This window comes from Plantactinospora sp. B5E13 (genome assembly GCF_039871775.1).
GTDB lineage: Bacteria > Actinomycetota > Actinomycetes > Mycobacteriales > Micromonosporaceae > Plantactinospora.
This window is the reverse complement of the sequence record NZ_JBDPLT010000035.1, coordinates 60,159-78,592: the sequence shown is the minus strand read 5'-3', so window position 1 is coordinate 78,592 and position 18,434 is coordinate 60,159. Positions and strand designations below refer to the sequence as shown.

Below are 18,434 nucleotides of genomic sequence, written 5' to 3'. Positions count from 1 at the left end.
GTCGACACCGTCGCGACCCGTCCCACCGGCGGGTGTCGTACCCGTCGCTGGGTCGCCCCCACCGGCCGTCGGGTGCCGTCCCGCGATTGCGTACCCTGATGCGACTCGCGACGACAGGGGGGGACGAAGCAGTGCGACTCGGGCTCAGCCTCGGCTACCAGACGGCGTGGAGCACACCGGCGGATCATCTGGCCCTCGCCCGCGAGGCGGACCGGCTCGGGTACTCGGTGGTCTGGGCCGCCGAGGCGTACGGCTCGGACTCGCCCAGCATGCTGGCCTGGCTGGCCGGCCAGACGGAACGGATCGACCTCGGCTCCGGGGTGATGCAGATCCCGGCCCGCAGCCCGGCGGCGACCGCCATGACGGCGGGCACCATCGACGCGATCTCCGGTGGTCGGTTCCGGCTCGGCCTCGGTGTCTCCGGCCCGCAGGTCTCCGAGGGCTGGCACGGGGTACGTTTCGCCAAACCGCTCGCCCGGACCCGGGAGTACGTCGACATCGTGCGGCTCGCGCTGGCCCGCAAACCGGTCGAGTACGACGGGGCGCACTACCGGCTGCCGCTGCCGGACGGCCCGGGCAAGGCGCTGCGGCTCGGCTTCCACCCGCCCCGCGAGCGGGTGCCGATCTACCTGGCCGCGGTCGGGCCGAAGAACCTGGAACTCGCCGGGGAGATCGCCGACGGCTGGCTGGCGGTCTTCTACGCACCGGACTTCGCCGCCGAGCAGCTCGCCGCGGTCACCGCCGGCCGGGCCCGGGCCGGCCGGGAACTCGCCGGCTTCGACGTGGTGCCGACGGTGCCGGTGGTGCTCGGCGACGACGTCGCCGCCTGTGCGGAACTGGTCCGCTGGTACGCGGCGCTCTACGTCGGCGGGATGGGCAGCCGGGAGCAGAACTTCTACAACCAGCTCGCCACCCGGATGGGCTACGGGGACGCGGCCCGCGAGGTGCAGGACCTCTATCTGGCGAAGCGGCAGCGGGACGCGGCGGCGGCGGTGCCGCTGGAGTTCGTCGACCGCACGTCGCTGTTGGGCCCGGTGGAGCGGATCGCCGACCGGATGCGGGAGTACGCGGCCGCCGGTGTGACCACTCTCTCGGTGAGCCTTTTCGTCGCGGACGTGGACAGTGGGGTACGGACGCTGCGGGCCTGTGCGGAGGCGCTGGACCTCGCCGGGGTGGGTGAGTGAACGGACGTGACCGGCGGACCGGGTGGGCCGGTCCGGGGTCGCTTCGGCGGCCCGTGCTGTGGGAGGACGGTGTGACCGGGCGGAACAGCCCGCCGGGCGCACCGACGGGACGAAACGAGGGGCGTACGGTGCTGCGGAGCGGGGTACGAGGGTGAGCTGGATCGAGGCAATCGTCCTGGGCATCGTCCAGGGGCTCACCGAGTTTCTTCCGGTGAGTTCGTCGGGGCACCTGCGGATCACCTCGGCGATCTTCTTCGACCAGGACGCCGGGGCGTCGTTCACCGCGGTCACCCAGCTCGGCACCGAGGCCGCGGTCCTGCTCTACTTCGCCAAGGACATCTGGCGGATCACCCGGGTCTGGGTCGTCGGCATCTGGGACCGTTCGGTGCGCTCGAGCCTGGACTACCGGATGGGCTGGTACGTCATCATCGGGTCGATCCCGATCGGGTTGTTCGGGTTCCTGTTCAAGGACCAGATCCGGACCGCGGCCCGGAACCTGTGGCTGGTTGCCACCACCCTGATCGTCTTCGCGTTTGTGCTGGCCTTCGCCGAGTACTGGGGTCGGCAGACCCGGCGGATCGAGAACTTCACGCTGCGCGACGGCGTGGTCATGGGCTTCGCCCAGGCGATGGCCCTGATCCCCGGGGTGTCCCGGTCGGGCGGCACGTTGACCGCAGGGCTCTTCCTCAACCTCACCCGGGAGGCGGCGGCCCGCTACTCGTTCCTGCTCGCCATCCCGGCGGTGGTGATGTCCGGGATCTTCAGTCTCCCGGACGTCTTCGACACCAGCGGTGGCGGGTCGATCCCGACCCCGGCCCAGATGATCGTGGCCACCGTGATCGCCTTCGGTCTCGGCTACGCCTCGATCGCCTGGCTGCTGCGCTATGTCGCACATCACAGCCTGTACGTTTTTGTCCTCTACCGGGTGGCGCTCGGCAGCCTGGTCTTTGCGCTGCTCGGCACCGGGACCATCGCGGCGACCTGACCACCGGGCCGTCGCGTGATCGCGGCGGCCCGGTGGGTCCGCCGGCCCGACCCGGCGCCGGCAGGCCCGGCCGTGCCAGGCCGCCGGTGGGATCCGGTACCGCCGGGCCGGCCCGCCCCCCGGTCCGGCGGGCCGTAGGGTGGGCTGCGTGGCAACCCTCCTGCTTCTCCGGCACGGCCGGACCACGGCGAACGCCGCCGGCGGCCTGGCCGGCCGCCAGCCGGTGGAACTCGACGAGACCGGTCGGTCCCAGGCGACCGCCGTCGGGGCGCGGCTGCGCGCGGTCCCGTTGGCGGCGGTGGTCACCAGCCCGCTGATCCGGTGCCGGCAGACGCTGGACCTGGCACTCCCGGACGTCGTGCCGGTGGTCGAGGACGGGCTGGTCGAGTGCGACTACGGCAGCTGGCAGGGCCAGCCGTTGAAGACACTGGCCAAGGATCCACTGTGGCAGGTCGTGCAGCAGCACCCGAGCGCGGCGGTCTTCCCGGACGGCGAGTCGATGGCGGGGATGGCGACCCGCGCCGTCGAGGCGGTCCGGCGGTGGGACGCCCGGATCACCGCCGAGCACGGACCGGAGGCGGTCTGGCTGGCGTGCAGCCACGGCGATGTGATCAAGGCCATTGTCGCGGACGCGGTCGGCGTGCACCTCGACCAGTTCCAGCGGATCGTGGTCGACCCGGGGTCGGTGACCGGCATCCGCTACACACCGGTGCGTCCGTTCCTGCTCCGGCTCAACGACACCGGTGGTGAGCTGGCCGGTCTGGTGCCGCCGAAGCGGTCCCGGCGGCGGCGGGCGGCGCGTACGGCGGATTCTGACGCCCCGGTGGGCGGCGGTGCCGGCGCGGTCGGCACCGGTACGGAGACCGTGGGGGAGCCGGCCGCCGCCGGGTCGACCGGCTCGGGCGGTGGGCGGTGACCGTTCCGTTGGGCACCCGGCGGAGCGGGGCACGGGACGCCGGCCGCCCCTCGACCCAGGCACCACGGAGCGTTCCGGTACGCCGGGGCCCGGACCGGACGGTGATTCGCGTCGGTGGGCTGCACGGCGTGGTACCGGGCCGGATAGGGTCGTGGGTATGACCCACCAGGTGCACGCATTCGAGCCGCCGGAGCGGTTCGTCGCCGGGACCGTGGGGCCGCCGGGCGACCGGACGTTCTTCCTGCAGGCGCGGGGCGGCGGGCGCCTGGTCAGTGTCGCCCTGGAGAAGGTCCAGATGTCGCTGCTCGCCGAGAAGCTCGAGGAACTGCTCTCCGAGGCGCACCGGCGGTTCGGGGTCGAGCTGCCCGAGCCGCCGAAGGTCACCTCGGACAACGAGCCGCTGGATACGCCGGTGGACGAGGAGTTCCGGGTCGGCACCCTGGGGCTGGCCTTCGACGTCGACACCGCCACGGTGGTGATCGAGGCGATCGCCGCGGGCGAGGCCGAGGCGGAGATCGAACTCGGCGGCGCCGAGAGCGAACTCGACGAGGACGACGACGAGCCGGCCGACGACCTGGACCGGTTGCGGGTCCGGCTGACCCCGCAGGCGACCCGGGAGTTCATCGACCGGGCCCGCCGGGTGGTGGCCGCCGGACGCCCGCCGTGTCCGCTCTGCGGTCAGCCGCTCGACCCCGCCGGGCACCTCTGCCCCCGTCACAACGGCTACCACCGGTGACCGGTCCCCTCGGCGTCGGCGCCGGCGTGGCGGGATCTTTCCGGTGACCTCGTCCGACCTGCGACCCGTGCTGGACGAGAGCGACGCGCTGCGGCTCCTGCTCGGCGGCGAGCTGGAGTTGGAGGGGCGGCTCGTTGACGCGTCGAACACCACGCTGCGGGCCTTCCTGACCCTGGACGGGGTCACCGTCCGCTGCGTCTACAAGCCGATCCACGGGGAACGGCCGCTCTGGGACTTCCCGGACGGCACCCTCGCCGGCCGGGAGGTCGCCGCCTACCTGGTGTCCCGGGCCAGCGGCTGGGACCTCGTCCCACCGACGGTGCTGCGGGACGGCCCGTTGGGGCCCGGTGCCTGCCAGCTCTGGATCGACGAGCCGGAGCAGGCCGAGCCGCTGGTCGGCTTCGTGCCGGCGGACAGCCTCCCGGCACGCTGGTTTCGGGTCGCGGCGGCGCAGGACGACGACGGCGCGCCGTACGCGCTGGCGCACGCCGACGACCCACGGTTGGCGCGACTCGCGGTGTTGGACGCGGTGCTGAACAACGCCGATCGCAAGGGCGGCCACGTGCTGTACGGGCCGGACGACCGGATCTACGGTGTCGACCACGGCGTCTGTTTCCATGTGGAGGACAAGCTCCGGACGGTGCTCTGGGGCTGGGCCCGTCGGACCCTGCCGCCGGACGTCCGGGAGATGCTCGACGGGCTGGCCACGGCGATCATCGGCCCGCTGGGGGAGAGCCTGGCGGAGCACCTGACCATCGGCGAGGTCGCCGCCACCGCCCGGCGGATCGACCGGCTCCGGGACAGCGGCCGGTTCCCGGTCCCGTCCGACGAGTGGCCGGCGATTCCCTGGCCGCCGGTCTGACCCGCCGTCGAGTACCGCTTCTCCGGGGCGTCGCTTCCTGGGCGCCGGTCAGGGGTTCCGGCCGGCCGCCATCGGCGGCGGCCCGGTCCCGGCCCGGTTGATGGCCCGATGGGTGCCCTGTCGGTCTGATCACCTTCGTGGCCGGGCGGTCGGAGCCGCCGGTCCCGGCTGGCTAGGGTGTGACCATGGAATCCTGGGTGGGGCACGACATCCCTCGGCTGCCGGGTAGGGGACAGCCGCTCGCCTTGTTCGACTCGGCGCGCCGCGCGGTGCATCCGACCCGCCCCTCCGGGACGGCGACGATGTACGTCTGCGGCATCACCCCGTACGACGCCACCCACCTGGGGCACGCGGCGACCATGATCACCTTCGACCTGGCCCAGCGGGTCTGGCGTGACAATGGTCACCAGGTCAGCTACGTGCAGAACGTCACCGACATCGACGATCCGCTGCTGGAGCGGGCGGAACGGGACGGCGAGGACTGGAAGGTCCTCGCCATGCGGGAGACGGCACTGTTCCGGGAGGACATGGAGGCGCTGCGGATGATCCCGCCGGCGCACTACGTCGGCGCCGTCGAGTCGATCCCGGCCATCGCGGAGCAGGTCCGGGCGCTGCTGGAGGACGGTGCGGCGTACCGGCTCGAGGACGGCACCGGCGACGTCTACTTCGACGTCGCGGCCGCGCCCCGGTTCGGTTACGAGTCCAACCTGTCCCGGCACGAGATGCTTCCGCTCTTCGCCGAGCGGGGCGGTGACCCGGACCGGGCCGGCAAGCGTGACCCGCTGGACCCGCTGCTCTGGCGTGGCGCCCGGGACGGCGAACCGGCCTGGCCCGGTGGAACGCTGGGGCCGGGGCGGCCCGGCTGGCACATCGAGTGTGCGGTCATCGCGCTGGGGCTGCTCGGCGACCGGATCGACGTCCAGGGCGGCGGCAACGACCTGCTCTTCCCGCACCACGAGTGCTCCGCCGCGCACGCCGAGCGGCTGACCGGCGTGGAGCCGTTCGCCGGCCACTACGTGCACGCCGGCATGATCGGCCTGGACGGCGAGAAGATGTCGAAGTCCAAGGGCAACCTGGTCTTCGTCTCGCGGCTGCGCGCCGACGGCGTGGACCCGATGGCGGTACGCCTCGGCCTGCTCGCCGGTCACTACCGGTCCGACCGGGAGTGGACCGACGACGTGCTCAAGGTCGCCATCCAGCGGCTGGCCCGCTGGCGGGAGGCGGTGGCAGCCCCGGTGGGCGCCTCCGGGGTCGACCTGCTGGCCGGGGTACGCGAGCGGCTCGCCGACGACCTGGACACCCTGGGCGCGTTGACCCTGCTGGACCAGTGGGCGGACGCCACGCTCGCCGGCGCCGGGACGGACCCGGATGCTCCCGCGCTGGTGGCCGCGACCGTCGACGCCCTGCTCGGTATCCGGCTGTAGTCTCCCGGCCACTGCCGGCCGGCTGTTCACGGTCGGCCACTCCCGGTCGGTGGGCCTCGTCTGCCGACCGGATCGCCGACCGTCCGGGTCGGCCGGGACACCTGGGCGGGCGACCGTCGGCGACCGGGACCCCGGCCGTCCGTACGCTGTCCGCGATGATCCCTCCGTCCCGCGTCCTGATCTGCGGAGTCCACGGCTCCGGCAAGTCGACCCTGGCGGCGCGGTTGGCCACCCGCCTCGGCGTGCCCTGGTACCCGGTCGACGACCTGCTCTGGGAGCCCAACTGGGTCGAGGTGCCGGTCGCCGAGCAGCGGCGTCGGATCGCGCGGATCTGCCAGCGGGACCGCTGGATCCTCGACGGGGCGTACCACGGGTGGCGGGACGTGCCGCTGGCCCGCGCCGACGTGGTCATCGGCCTGGACTATCCGCGCTCGCTTTCCTTTGGGTGGCTGCTGCGCCGTACGCTGCGCCGGGTGGCCACCGGTGAGCAGATCTGCAACGGCAACCGTGAGTCGTGGGGCAGCGTCCTGTCCGCAGAGTCGATCCTGGTGTGGCACCTGACCGGGTTCGGTCGGGAGCGGCGGCGGATGCGGGCGTGGCAGGCCGACCCGTCCGGGCCGCCGGTGCTGCTGTTCGCGCACCCGGACGCGCTGGAACGCTGGCTGGCGGACCTGCCGCGCAGGTGACGGCGCGGGACGTCCGCGGTCAGCCGAGCACCAGTCCGGGGTCCGGGTCGGGTTCGGCCACCGGCCCGGGCACCTGGTACTGCTCGGTCAGCGTGGTCATCGGACCGGGCCAGGTCGCCTGGGCGACCTCGATCGGCCGGCGCTGGGCGTCGTAGGCGACGTGCAGCAGGTGCAGCACCGGGGTGTCGGGGCGGATCTGCAGGGTCTCCGCCTCCTCCCGGCTGGGCTGCCGGGCGCTGATCTGGTCGGTGGCCGAGACGTAGCGTCGGCCGATCGCCTCCTCCGCCTCCTGGTAGAGCGGCCGGCCGTATGCCTCCAGCCGTTCCAGACTGGTGCCGGCCGCGTCGGCCACCCGGAACCAGGAGGCGCCGACCTCGACCGGAACGTCCTCGGTGCGGACCAGGTGTCGGCGGACGATCAGTTCGGTGCCGTCGGCCACCCCGAACGCGTCGGCGACCTCCGGCGGTGCCGGGGCCCGGCCGACCTGGATCAACTGTTGCCGGTACCGGGCGGCGAGGTCGGCGTGGTAACCGCGGTGACCGCCGTAGCGGCCCCGGGACAGCCGGTTCAGGCGGCGTCGGGTGCCCCGGACGTACGTACCGGAGCCCGGCTTGGTGATCAGCACCCCTTCGACCCGGAGCTGGTCGATCGCGCGTTGCACGGTCTGCTTGGCCACCCCGAACAACTCGGCGATGGCCGGGATGGACGGCAGCCGCTCACCGGCGGCCCAGTCTCCGGCCCTGATCTTGGCGCGGAGCTGCTCGGCGATCTGCCGGTGCGGAAACTCGGCGGCCCCCGGGTTTATCTGCATGTCGCACTCCCGTCGCTCCGGTGGCGGTAACACTAGGTTCCTAGGATGCCGTACGGGTGGTGCACCGGGCAACCCGTCGGCGCCCGAGACGGAAGTTACGCAAGGCACGACTCCGAGGGAGCAGCTGGACCAGTCCGGCGACGGCCAGCGCGACCACAATCAGGTAGACCAAGACCCGTCGCCGAGGTGTTGCGGAGCGCCGCCACCGATGCCCGCTACCGGCGGGTCATGGACGAGGCCGGCGACGAACCGCGCCGCCGCATTCTTGCCGTCTTCGACGAGCTGGAACGGATTACCACCGCGCCATCGTTCCGCGGCTGTCGCCACACCTCGGCGGAGCTGGCCCTGACCGACCCGGACCATCCCGCCCACGCGGAGGTCCGGGCCTACAAGGACCGGTTGCACGGACTGTTCGTCGCCGAGCTGACCCGCCATGGGCACCGCGAGCCGGGCTTTCGGTGCCGACCAGCTCCTCGTGCTCATCGACGGGGTGCTCGCGCACGCCGTCACCCGTCCCGACGCCCATCCCGCGCTGGCGGCCCGCGCCGTGGCGGAGGTCGTCCTCGATCAGTGACGGTGTGCCGCGGTAACGCGGTGGACCCGTTCCGGCCGACGGCGGGCGGCGGTTCGACCCGCGTCCACGGTCGGCGCCCGCCGCCCGGTGTGTCGTTCCGTCCGTACGGCCGGCTGCCGCCGGCCCCTGGTTACCAGGAGCCGGCGGTGGGGCCGGCCGAGCCGCCCCGACGGCGCAGGTACTTCTCGAACTCCTGGGCGATCTCGTCGCCGGTCAGCGGCTGGATGCCGGCGTCACCGACCCGTTCCTCCAGTTCGCGGACGTACTCGCCGAGTTCGGCGTCCTGTTCGGCAGCGGTGCGTACCCGCTGCTCCCACTCGGCGGCCTCCTCGGCCAGGTCTGACATCGGGACCGGCAGGTCGAGCACCTCCTCGACCCGGTGTAGCAGGGCCAGGGTCGCCTTGGGGCAGGGGGGATTGTTCGCGTAGTGCGGCACGTGGACCCAGAACGACACGGCGTCGACCTCGGCCCGGGTCGCCGCGTCGTGCAGCACGCCGACGATGCCGGTCGGACCGTCGTACCGGGTCGGGGTGAGCTGGTAGCGCTCGGCGGCGTCCTTGTCCGAGGCGCTGCCGCTGATCGGCAGCGGCCGGGTGTACGGCACGTCGGCCAGCAGCGCACCGAGCAGCACGATCCGGTTGATCTCCAGGCTGTGGCAGAGTTCCAGCACCTGTTCACAGAAGGTGCGCCAGCGCATGCTCGGCTCGATGCCCCGGATCAGCACCACGTCCCGGTCGGTGCCCTCCGGGCTGGCCACCATGAACCGGGTGGTCGGCCACTCGACCCGTCGGGTCTCACCGTCGGCCATCGTGATCGTCGGCCGGCTGACCTGGAAGTCGTAGAAGTCCTCGGGGTCCAGTTCGGCGACCTGGCGGGCCTGCCACACCTGCTCGAGGTGTTCCACCGCCGCCGTCGAGGCGTCCGCCGCGTCGTTCCAACCCTCGAAGGCCGCGATCGCGACCGGCGAGCGCAGCACGGGCAACCCGTCGAACTCGGTCACGCCCTACCTCCAGCGTGCGTACCGGCGTCGAGCCGCCGGGGGTGGCCGCGCCACGCGGCGGTTCCCGCACTGAACCTGGTACTGCCGTCCCTGTTGTCCCTCACGTCCGTCAGCCTACGTCTCGGACTCGGACCCGGCCCGCCGGCCGCGCCGGCCGGCGGGCCGTCCGGGACGGTACGGCGGGGCCACTGACCGCAGTGATCACGATATACCGGTACATAAGCGATGATAGCCCGTGCCATCCGCCCGGTGCTTCCGGTTGATCTCGATGGTCACCCGGCGGATCGGTCCGTTCCGCACCGGAGACGATCCGGTGGTTTGACGGGATCGGCACCATGGGACGGTGTGCGGGTTGTCGATCACCGTGGGAGGCCGTGATGCGTCCGTTTCGTCGTACCGACCGGTTCTGGCGGCTACTGGCTCTGACCGTCACGGTGGTGGTCGCGGGCGCCTGCTTCGTCGGACCGCGGGGTGGACAGGAGCCGTCGCCACCGGACGGACCGGCGACCCCGACCGCCCCCGGCGACGCCGATCGGCCCGGGGCGGACCGGCCGATGGACGTCGAAGACTTCGAGCAGGACATGAAGACCGCGGTCCGGGTCGCCGAACTCTACTGGGCCGGCCAGTTCCGCGAGGCGGGGGAGCGGTTCCAGCGGGTCAGCCAGATCACCGCGTACCGGCGGGCGGGTGAGATCGAGTGCGGCGGTCAGGCACTGCCCACCAACAACGCGGTCTACTGCTCGGTCGGCGACTTCATCGCGTACGACATCAACTGGGCGGTGGTGGCCTTCCAGCAGGTCGGTGACGCGTTCCTGTACTACCTGCTCGGCCACGAGTACGCGCACGCCATCCAGGCCCGCCTCGGCATCCGCCACGAGTACACGATCCAGCACGAACTGCAGGCCGACTGCATGGCCGGCGCGTACATCGGTGACTCGGAGCGGGACCGGGTGCTCGCGGTGGAGGAGGGGGACATCGACGAGCTGCTGGCCGGGCTGCGGGCGGTCGCCGACGATCCGGACCAGCCGTGGTTCGCCGAGGACGCGCACGGCACCGTGGAGCAGCGCACCAGCGCGTTCTTCGGCGGCTACCAGAGTGGGTTGACCGCCTGCGAACTCGGCTGAGGGACCAGGCGCGGGGGAGCGACTGAGGCTTCCGCCACAGTTCGGCGGCGGCCCGGAGTGGGGGTCCGGCGGGGTTGGCAGGATCGGGAGATGATCCGTACCCGCGCCCGGGAGGCATCCTGAACAGCCAACACCCCGCCGCCGTGCTCTTCGACATGGACGGCACCCTGGTGGACAGCGAGCGGCTGTGGGACGTCGGGCTGCAGGAACTCGCCGCGCACTACGGAGGGGAGCTCTCGGAGACGGCCCGGATCGCCATGGTCGGCACCAGCATGGCCGTGTCGATGGAGATCCTGCACACCGACCTGGCGCAGCCGTGGCGGGACCCGGCAGCCAGCGCCGCCTGGCTGGAGAAGCGGGTGGCGGAGCTGTTCCTCACCGAACTGCGCTGGCGGCCCGGCGCGTTGGCTCTGGTGCAGGCGGTACGCGCGGTGGCGATCCCGACCGCGCTGGTCACCTCGAGCGCCCGCAGCCTGGTCGAGGTGGCGTTGGACACCCTGGGCCGGGACAGCTTCGACGTGATCGTCTGCGGTGACGAGGTGGCGGCGAACAAGCCGGACCCGACGCCGTACCTGACCGCGGCGCGGCTGCTGGACGTGCCGATCAACCGCTGCGTGGCGATCGAGGACTCGCCGGCCGGGGTGGCCAGTGCGCTCGCCGCCGGTGCGGCGGTGCTCGGGGTGCCGAGTCTGGTGCCGATCGACCCGGTTGACGGCCTACACCTGCTGGAGACCCTGACCGGGGTGGACCTGGAGCTGCTCGGCGGGCTGCTGGCCCCGCTCGACCTGTCCCGCTGATCCGCCGGGCTGCCGGGCGCGGTGCGGTACCGGGCGGTCGCCCGATCCGGCAGTGGAGACGGCCCGAAGACGGCAGCGGGGCGGCGTCCGGTCGGACACCGCCCCGCACCAACCCGTGGCTACCCCCAAGCCATGGGCGGGCTATTCGTGCGCGATCGCACCGAGAACGTTCAGCCGCGCGGCGCGGATCGCCGGCAACACCGCCGCGAGCACTCCGACCACGGCAGCCAGGCCGAGGACGATCCCCATCTGGGCCCACGGCAGGACCAGGTCGGTGATGCCGTCCTCGCGCAGGGCCCGGACCACCGCCGCGCCGAGACCGGTGCCGACGGCCACCCCGAGCAGGGCGCCGAAGACCGAGATCACCACCGCCTCGACAGTGATCATCCGCATGGTCTGTGCCCGGCGCAGACCGATCGCCCGGAGCAGCCCCAGCTCGCGGGTCCGCTCCAGCACCGACAGCGCCAGCGTGTTGACGATCCCGAGGACGGCGATCACGATCGCCAACGCGAGCAGGATCCGGATCATCGCGAGCAGTTGGTCGAACTGGCCGGTCTGCTGCTCGATGAACCCGGCCCGGTCGGCGACCGACACCGTGGGGCTGTCCGCGAGCAGCGCCTCGACCTGCGGCATCACCTGGTCCACCGAGGCGCCCGGGTCGAGCTTCAGGTACGCCTGGGTGGGCTTCGGCACCCCGAAGTCAACCGCGGCCGAGGCCGGCAACAGGAACCCGCTGAACAGGTCGGACTCGGCGTAGATCCCGGTCACCGTGTACGTCCGCGCCTCGCCCCGGGACAACTGGACCGGGACCGTGGCACCAACCGACAGGCCCCGCTCCGCGGCCGTACCGGAGTCGACCAGCAGCTGCTGCGGACCGAGGGTGTCGATGCTGCCGGCGGTCGGGCTGACCCGGAAGATTTCCCGCAGCGCGGCGACGTTGTTGGTCGCGCTGACCCAGGTACGGTCCTGGCCGACCTGTGCCTGGTCCAGGTACGTGCCGGCGACCAACGCCACCCCGGGTACCTCGGCGGCCCGGTCCAGCACCGCCGCGTCGAAGCTCGGCGGCCGGGGACCGGTCTGCCGGCCGGAGATCACCAGTTCGGCCTGGATGGTGTCCTCGGCCAGGGCGGTGATGCTGCTCTTGGCCGAGTCCAGGATCACCGTCACCCCGGTGACCAGGGCGATGCCGACCATCAGGGCGGCGGCGGTGATCGCGGTCCGGCGCGGGTTGCGGCCCGAGTTCAGCCGGCCGAGCTTGCCCGGCACCGACCAGGCGAAGAGCCGGCCGAGGACGGAGACCACCGGGCGGCTGATCAGCGGGGTCAGCAGGGCGACCCCGACGAAGGAGAGCAGCACCCCGCCGAGCACGGTCCAGAGTGTGCCGTCGCCGGCGTTGCCGGTCAGACCGAGCAGCAGCAGGGTACCGCCGAGCGCGGAGACCACCGCGCCGGAAACGGTGATCCGGGTCAGCGGCCGGTCCGGGGTCGCCACGTCCTGCATCGCGGCCACCGGCGGGATCCGGGCGGCCCGCAGCGCCGGCAGCACCGCCGCGACGAGGGTGACCAGCAGACCGACCACGAAGGAGCTGATCACCGCGCTGGGCGGTACGCCGATCCCGGCCAGTTCGAGGCCGCCGGCGACCTGTCCGAAGACGTACGCCAGCAGGGCGCCGACGCCGATGCCGGCGAGCAGGCCGAGGACCGAGGCGAGCAGGCCGATGACGGTGGCCTCGGTCAGTACCGAACCGATCACCTGACGCCGGCCGGCACCGATGGCGCGCAGCAGCGCCAGTTCCCGGGTGCGCTGGGCGACGATGATCGAGAAGGTGTTCAGGATCAGGAAGATGCCGACGAAGAGCGCCACACCGGCGAAGCCCAGCAGGATGTTGTTGAAGAAGCCGAGCGCCTCGTCGAAGCCGGCCGCCGCGTCGTCGGAGAGCTGTTCGCCGGTCTTCACCACGTAGCCGTCGCCGAGGGCGGCCGAGACCCGGTCCCGCAGCGCCGCCGGGTCGACCCCGTCGGCCGCCGTCACGGTGATCTCGGTGTAGACGCCGGTCTGACCGAGCATCGACTCCTGCGCCACCCGTTCGGTGAAGGTCACCTCCTGGACGCCGCCGAGGCTTTCCCGGCCGCCGCTGTAGCCGAAGATGCCGACGAGGGTGAACTCCTGCTTCTCCTTGAACGGGGTCAGTACGGCGACCCGGTCGCCGACCGAGAGTTTCGCCGCCGTGGCCACCGTCTGGTTGACCGCCACCTCGGTGTCCGCGGTCGGGCCGCGTCCGGTCCGCAACTCGACCAGTTTGTTCTCCCCGGTCCAGTTGCCGCCCAACTGCGGCGGCCCGAAGGAGGTGAGGGCCTTGCCGTTGTCGCCGATCATCAGGGCGCCGTCGGCGCCGACCGTGCCGGTGGCCGCGGCGACGCCGGGGACGGCCCGGACCTGGTCGAGGGTGGCGGCCGGAAAGGGAGCGGCGACCTGTTCCCCCTGCATCTCACCCATGTTGATCTTCGGTTTGGCGCTGACCCCGACGTCGGTCGCGGCGTAGGCGTCGCTGAACAGGCCGTCGAAGGACCGGCTCAGCGTGTCGGTGAGGACAAACGCGCCGGAGACGAACATGACGCCGAGGACAACCGCGAGCCCGGAGAGGACCAGCCGGAGCTTGCGGGCGAGCAGGCTCTTCAGGGTGGCGCGCAGCATCACTGACCCGCCTCGGTGAGCCCGTCCAGCTTCTTCATGGTGTCCAGCACGGTGTCCGGGGTCGGCTCGACCAGTTCGGAGACGATCTGACCGTCGGCGAGGAAGACCACCCGGTCGGCGTACGAGGCGGCGACCGGGTCGTGGGTGACCATCACGATGGTCTGCTGGTGTTCGGCGACGGAGCGGCGCAGGAAGTTGAGTACCTCGGCCCCGGACCGGGAGTCGAGGTTGCCGGTCGGCTCGTCGGCGAAGATGACCTCGGGGCGGGAGGCGAGGGCCCGGGCGCAGGCGACCCGCTGCTGCTGGCCGCCGGAGAGCTGCGCCGGCCGGTGGTGGAGCCGGTCCCGCAGGCCGACCGTGTCGATGACGGTGGACAGCCACTCGGGATCGGGTTTGCGGCCGGCGATGGAAAGGGGCAGCAGAATGTTCTCCTGCGCGGTCAGCGTCGGCAGGAGGTTGAACTGCTGGAATATGAATCCGACCTTGTCGCGGCGGAGTTTGGTGAGGCCCGCGTCACCGAGCCCCGTCACCCGGGTGTCGCCGATGTGGATGGTGCCCCGGGTGACCGAATCGAGTCCGGCGAGGCAGTGCATGAGGGTGGACTTCCCGGAACCGGACGGTCCCATGATGGCGGTGAACCGGGCCCGCTCGAATTCGACGCTCACCCCCCGCAGCGCCGACACCTGGGCCTCGCCGGTGCCGTACACCTTCCATACGTCGTCCGCCCGGGCCGCTGTCGCGGAACCTCGGGTCACCGTCGCCGTCACGTCATCTCCCCCTGATAGATAGTCCTGCCCGGTCGGGCCGTGGCGAACCGCCGCAGCATCCATCGTCGGTGTCGAAGGCGGTTGCGGCGTCCGCCCGAGGGCGGAGCCGGAGCGGATTTCCCGGTGCGGGTCGGCCCCGATGAGAAATCAGGGTTGTCCCTGACTGCTATCGTTCGGTCGGCGGGCGTTTCCGCCCGATTATCCATTCTTCTGCGATTGTCCGCAGCCGCTTCGGCTCCGTGCCCATGGTTTTCCGTCGGTCCCGAATGACCGCCGGTATGTCGTTGTTCCGACTGGCAGGATTCCGTCGTTCTCTTCTGACGGTAAACGAGGTGTCCCGTTCGGGCGTCGTACGACGGGACGGTTCCCGGATCCGACTCCCGCCCCGTCGGTACTCCTCCGCCGGTACGAGAGATGCCCGGACCGGCGTACGTCCTCTCGTCCTGCGGGCGTACGCCGCAGGACCCGCCGACGGGTCAGGCGCCCGGACGGACCAGACCGGTCTCGTACGCCAGCACCACCGCCTGCACCCGGTCCCGCAGGCCGAGTTTGGTGAGCACGTGACCGACGTGGGTCTTGATCGTCGTCTCGCTCACCGACAGGGCCCGGGCGATCTCCGCGTTGGACAGCCCCCGGGCGACCTGGACGAGCACCTCCCGCTCCCGTTCGGTGAGCACCCCGATCTCCTTCGGTGGCGCGGCGGCCGGATCGGGCAGCGTCTCGGCGAACCGGTCCAGCAGCCGCTTGAGGATCCGGGGCGCGACGACGGCCTCACCGGCGGCGACGGTCCGGATCGCGGTCACCAGGTCCTCGGCCGGTACGTCCTTGGCGAGGAAGCCGCTCGCGCCGGCCCGCAACGCGCCGACGACGTACTCGTCGAGGTCGAAGGTGGTCAGGATCAGCACCCGGACCGGCAGCCGGGCGTCGACGATCGCCCGGGTGGCGGCGACCCCGTCCATCCGGGGCATCCTGATGTCCATCAGCACCACGTCGGGCAGCAGCCGGCGGGAGAGGTCGACCGCCTCCAGCCCGTCCCCGGCCTCGCCGACGATGTCCAGGTCCTCCTCCGCGCCGAGCACCATCCGGAACCCAGTCCGCAGCAGCGGCTGGTCGTCCGCGAGCAGGACCCGCACCGGTCGCTCCGGGGCCTGTCCGTCCGTCATGCCGCCCTACCTTCCGCTTCGTTCGCTGATCGGCGCACCCAGGTGCTCCATCGGCATCTTGGCGTACACCCGGTAACCGCCACCGGGGCGTGGCCCGGTACGCAGGGTCCCACCGTAGAGCGCCACCCGTTCCCGCATCCCGACCAGGCCGTGTCCGACCCGGCTCTGCTCCGGCGTCGGCCCGCGCCCGGTGTCGGAAACCTCGACGATCAGCCAGTACACCCCGAAACTCAGTCGGACCTGGGCGGTGGCCGTGCCGGCGTGCTTCAGGGTGTTGGTGAGCGCCTCCTGCACGATCCGGTAGATGGTCAACGCCACCCCCGGATCGAGTGGTCCGGGCGTGCCGTCCACCCGCAGTGTCACCGGCAGGCCCGCCTCCCGGACCTGTTCCACCAGGGCCTCGATGCCGGCGAGCCCCGGCTGCGGGGCGAGGTCGGCGGCCGGTTCGGCGTCCGTGCGCAGCACGTCGAGCAGCCGGCGCAGCTCCCGCAGGGTGGTCCGGCTGGTCTCCTCGATGGTGCCCAGCGCGCCGTCGGTGGCGGTCGGGTCCCGGGACAGCACCCGTCGGGCGCCGGTGGCCAGCACGCCCATCACGCTGACGTGGTGGGCCACCACGTCGTGCAGTTCCCGGGCTATCCGTCGTCGTTCGTCGGCGACCGCCTGGTCGGCCAGGGCCCGCTGGTTCTCCTCGGCCACCCGGGCCCGCTCCTCCAGAGCGCCGAGCGAGGCGCGGCGGGCGTGCACGGTACGTCCGATGAAGAAGCAGACTAGGACGAACATCAGCTGGGTGAAGAGCAGGTATCCGGCGGAGAGTTCAAGTCGGTTGTCCGAGGCCGGTCTGGCCAGTGCGACGAACACGCCGGGAGCCCAGAGGACCGCGTTGGCCAACGCCGCCTGCCGGAGCGGGAAGCGGGACGCGGCGGTGTAGCTCAGCGCGATCACGGTCACCGCGACGCTCACCGGCCGGGCACCGGAAAGCTCGGTGGCGAGCAGAATCGGGGTCGCCACCAGCACCGCGGTCCAGGTGGCGGCCTGCCGCAACAGGATCGGGGCGAGGCAGGCGACTCCCCAGACCGCGGTCGCACCACGGCCCACCGTGGGAGCCTCCGGATATCCGGCGATGATCTCGGCGGGGTCGATGACCAGGAACACCAGTTCGACCAGAACGGCGGTCAGGACCAGCAGCGTGTCCTGGGCGAGCGCCCGACCGTGCCGGACGACGAACCGCCCGGGAAGGTGGCGGCGCCATCCCGGGCCGGGTCCGGGGACCGGGGCATCCGGGAGGTCGCGGCGGGTCATGCTGGCGACGCTATCCGCTGTTTCAGCGCATAGCTCATCGGCGACGGCGAAGCTGACCTCCTTCTTCAGGAGGAGAACCTCTCCTCCTGTGCCCCGGATCCCCACCGGCCCGGTGGCCGCTGGCGGACCTCCTCCGACCCGGTCAGCCCGGCCCGGGATCGGCCGGCGTCGTTTTCGCTGTCGCGGACCGCGGCGGTGGCGTTGCGGCCGGCTCGGTCCGTACCGGCTGCGTCGGCACGCCGGCGGGGCCGCCGGCCGTCCTCCGGCTGACCCGGGCCGGCGGCGCGACGGTCGACGGTGGGGCGTCCGCCGGTTCCGGGAACGGTGGGGGAGTGCCGCCGAAGGTCGGACAGTGTGCCTGGTGGCTGCACCAGTCGCAGAGCCGGCTCGGCTTGGGGCGGAAGTCGCGGGCCTCGGTGGCCTGTTCGATCGCCCGCCACAGGGCCAGGACGGTCCGCTCGAACCGGACGAGTTCGTCGGCGTCGGGGCGGTAGTCGCAGATCTCGGCGTCCTTGAGGTAGAGCAGCCGCAGCACCGTCGGCACCACCCCACGGGTCCGCCACAGCACCAGCGCGTAGAACTTGAGCTGGAACAACGCCCGGGCCTCGAAGGCCTCGCGGGGTGCCCCGCCGGTCTTGTAGTCGACCACCCGCAGCGCACCGTCCGGCGAGACGTCCAACCGGTCGATGTAGCCGCGGATCAGCAACTGGTCGTCGACCACCGCCGAGACCAGACTCTCCCGCTCGGCCGGTTCCAGCCGGCGCGGGTCCTCCACGCTGAAGTAGCCGTTCAGCAGCTCGCGGGCCGAGGCGAGGAACTCGTCCGGCCCGGCGAGGTCGCCGGCGGGGAACAACTCGGCCAGCTCCGCCTGCTCGGCCACCAACCGGTCCCACTCCGGCGCCACCAGGTCCGCCGCCGCGGTCGGGGTCCGCTGGTCGGCGGGCAGGTCGAAGAGCCGCTCCAGCACCGCGTGGACGAGCGTGCCGCGGACCTGCTCGGCGCTGGGGCGCTCGGGCAGCCGGTCGATGCTGCGGAACCGGTAGAGCAGCGGGCAGGTCTTGAAGTCGGCGGCCCGGGACGGGGAGAGCGAGGCGGTGACCGCCCGGGCGGCCCCCGGGTCCGTAGCCGGTCCCGTTTCCACCGCCGGTGTTGTCGCCGCCTGTGTTGTCACGGCCTGTGTTGCCACCGTCTCTGCCGTCATGTCCGGAAGGTTATGCCACGGGTACGACGGAACCCGGCCCACCTACCCGCCGGTGCTGCCGTCCGGTCCTCGGTAGCACCCCGATCGGTCGCGTGCGGGCAGACCGAACCGACGGGTGGTCCGGTCGGGGCGTTCCGTAGCATCGAACCGATGGAGGAACCCTCGCGACCGCGACGTACCCGCACCAACCGGCGGAACGCCCTCGTCGTCG

The 18,434-nt window shown here is 72.2% G+C and carries 17 protein-coding genes; 10 read left to right on the top strand and 7 right to left on the bottom strand.

Annotation, left to right across the window (positions count from 1 at the left end):
• The first annotated feature begins 131 nt into the window (after positions 1-131).
• From ABGB05_RS26135 to ABGB05_RS26105, 7 genes are all read left to right on the top strand, one after another.
• Positions 132-1,184, top strand: a complete 1,053-nt coding sequence (locus tag ABGB05_RS26135) for an LLM class F420-dependent oxidoreductase (protein WP_347656320.1) — start codon at positions 132-134, stop codon at positions 1,182-1,184.
• A gap of 151 nt (positions 1,185-1,335) precedes the next feature.
• Positions 1,336-2,169 carry an undecaprenyl-diphosphate phosphatase gene (locus tag ABGB05_RS26130; RefSeq protein WP_347656318.1) on the top strand — a complete coding sequence of 278 codons (834 nt, stop codon included), beginning with the start codon at positions 1,336-1,338 and terminating at the stop codon, positions 2,167-2,169.
• Between the two features lie 139 nt (positions 2,170-2,308).
• Positions 2,309-3,085 carry a histidine phosphatase family protein gene (locus ABGB05_RS26125; RefSeq protein ID WP_347656316.1) on the top strand — a complete coding sequence of 259 codons (777 nt, stop codon included), beginning with the start codon at positions 2,309-2,311 and terminating at the stop codon, positions 3,083-3,085.
• A gap of 157 nt (positions 3,086-3,242) precedes the next feature.
• Positions 3,243-3,821: a DUF3090 domain-containing protein gene (locus tag ABGB05_RS26120; protein ID WP_347656315.1), complete on the top strand. Its 579-nt coding sequence runs from the start codon at positions 3,243-3,245 to the stop codon at positions 3,819-3,821.
• Positions 3,822-3,864: 43 nt separating this feature from the next.
• On the top strand, positions 3,865-4,683 hold the full coding sequence (locus tag ABGB05_RS26115; protein WP_347656314.1) for an SCO1664 family protein: 819 nt from the start codon (positions 3,865-3,867) through the stop codon (positions 4,681-4,683).
• A gap of 185 nt (positions 4,684-4,868) precedes the next feature.
• A complete protein-coding gene (gene mshC / locus ABGB05_RS26110; RefSeq protein ID WP_347656313.1) occupies positions 4,869-6,107 on the top strand; it encodes a cysteine--1-D-myo-inosityl 2-amino-2-deoxy-alpha-D-glucopyranoside ligase in 1,239 nt (412 codons plus the stop codon).
• 155 nt (positions 6,108-6,262) lie between these two features.
• Positions 6,263-6,793 (top strand): AAA family ATPase, encoded by a 531-nt coding sequence (locus ABGB05_RS26105; RefSeq protein ID WP_347656311.1) that lies wholly within the window; start codon positions 6,263-6,265, stop codon positions 6,791-6,793.
• Positions 6,794-6,812: 19 nt separating this feature from the next.
• Here the strand turns inward: ABGB05_RS26105 and ABGB05_RS26100 are convergent, their stop codons facing one another.
• Positions 6,813-7,604 carry a GntR family transcriptional regulator gene (locus tag ABGB05_RS26100; protein ID WP_347656309.1) on the bottom strand — a complete coding sequence of 264 codons (792 nt, stop codon included), beginning with the start codon at positions 7,602-7,604 and terminating at the stop codon, positions 6,813-6,815.
• Between the two features lie 433 nt (positions 7,605-8,037).
• On the opposite strand from ABGB05_RS26100, the gene ABGB05_RS26095 reads away from it, so the two are divergent.
• Positions 8,038-8,178 carry a hypothetical protein gene (locus ABGB05_RS26095; protein WP_347656308.1) on the top strand — a complete coding sequence of 47 codons (141 nt, stop codon included), beginning with the start codon at positions 8,038-8,040 and terminating at the stop codon, positions 8,176-8,178.
• Between the two features lie 130 nt (positions 8,179-8,308).
• On the opposite strand, the gene ABGB05_RS26090 is transcribed toward ABGB05_RS26095, so the two are convergent.
• Positions 8,309-9,178: a PAC2 family protein gene (locus ABGB05_RS26090; RefSeq protein ID WP_347656306.1), complete on the bottom strand. Its 870-nt coding sequence runs from the start codon at positions 9,176-9,178 to the stop codon at positions 8,309-8,311.
• Between the two features lie 377 nt (positions 9,179-9,555).
• Between ABGB05_RS26090 and ABGB05_RS26085 the strand changes: the two genes are divergently transcribed.
• Together ABGB05_RS26085 and ABGB05_RS26080 are read left to right on the top strand one after the other, a co-directional pair.
• Positions 9,556-10,302 (top strand): neutral zinc metallopeptidase, encoded by a 747-nt coding sequence (locus ABGB05_RS26085; protein ID WP_347656304.1) that lies wholly within the window; start codon positions 9,556-9,558, stop codon positions 10,300-10,302.
• 143 nt (positions 10,303-10,445) lie between these two features.
• The gene (locus tag ABGB05_RS26080; RefSeq protein ID WP_347656302.1) at positions 10,446-11,099 is read left to right on the top strand and encodes an HAD family phosphatase; all 654 of its coding nucleotides are present in this window, start codon (positions 10,446-10,448) and stop codon (positions 11,097-11,099) included.
• Positions 11,100-11,240: 141 nt separating this feature from the next.
• On the opposite strand, the gene ABGB05_RS26075 is transcribed toward ABGB05_RS26080, so the two are convergent.
• From ABGB05_RS26075 to ABGB05_RS26055, 5 genes are all read right to left on the bottom strand, one after another.
• Positions 11,241-13,793: an FtsX-like permease family protein gene (locus tag ABGB05_RS26075; protein ID WP_347656301.1), complete on the bottom strand. Its 2,553-nt coding sequence runs from the start codon at positions 13,791-13,793 to the stop codon at positions 11,241-11,243.
• The gene (locus ABGB05_RS26070) at positions 13,793-14,560 is read right to left on the bottom strand and encodes an ABC transporter ATP-binding protein (protein ID WP_347656299.1); all 768 of its coding nucleotides are present in this window, start codon (positions 14,558-14,560) and stop codon (positions 13,793-13,795) included. The genes ABGB05_RS26075 and ABGB05_RS26070 overlap by 1 nt, the downstream gene beginning before the upstream one ends.
• Before the next feature lie 476 nt (positions 14,561-15,036).
• On the bottom strand, positions 15,037-15,723 hold the full coding sequence (locus ABGB05_RS26065; RefSeq protein ID WP_347656297.1) for a response regulator transcription factor: 687 nt from the start codon (positions 15,721-15,723) through the stop codon (positions 15,037-15,039).
• 6 nt (positions 15,724-15,729) lie between these two features.
• Positions 15,730-17,022, bottom strand: a complete 1,293-nt coding sequence (locus tag ABGB05_RS26060; protein WP_347656295.1) for a sensor histidine kinase — start codon at positions 17,020-17,022, stop codon at positions 15,730-15,732.
• A 142-nt stretch (positions 17,023-17,164) separates the two neighbouring features.
• Positions 17,165-18,223: a PD-(D/E)XK nuclease family protein gene (locus ABGB05_RS26055; RefSeq protein WP_347656293.1), complete on the bottom strand. Its 1,059-nt coding sequence runs from the start codon at positions 18,221-18,223 to the stop codon at positions 17,165-17,167.
• Positions 18,224-18,434 lie beyond the last annotated feature (211 nt).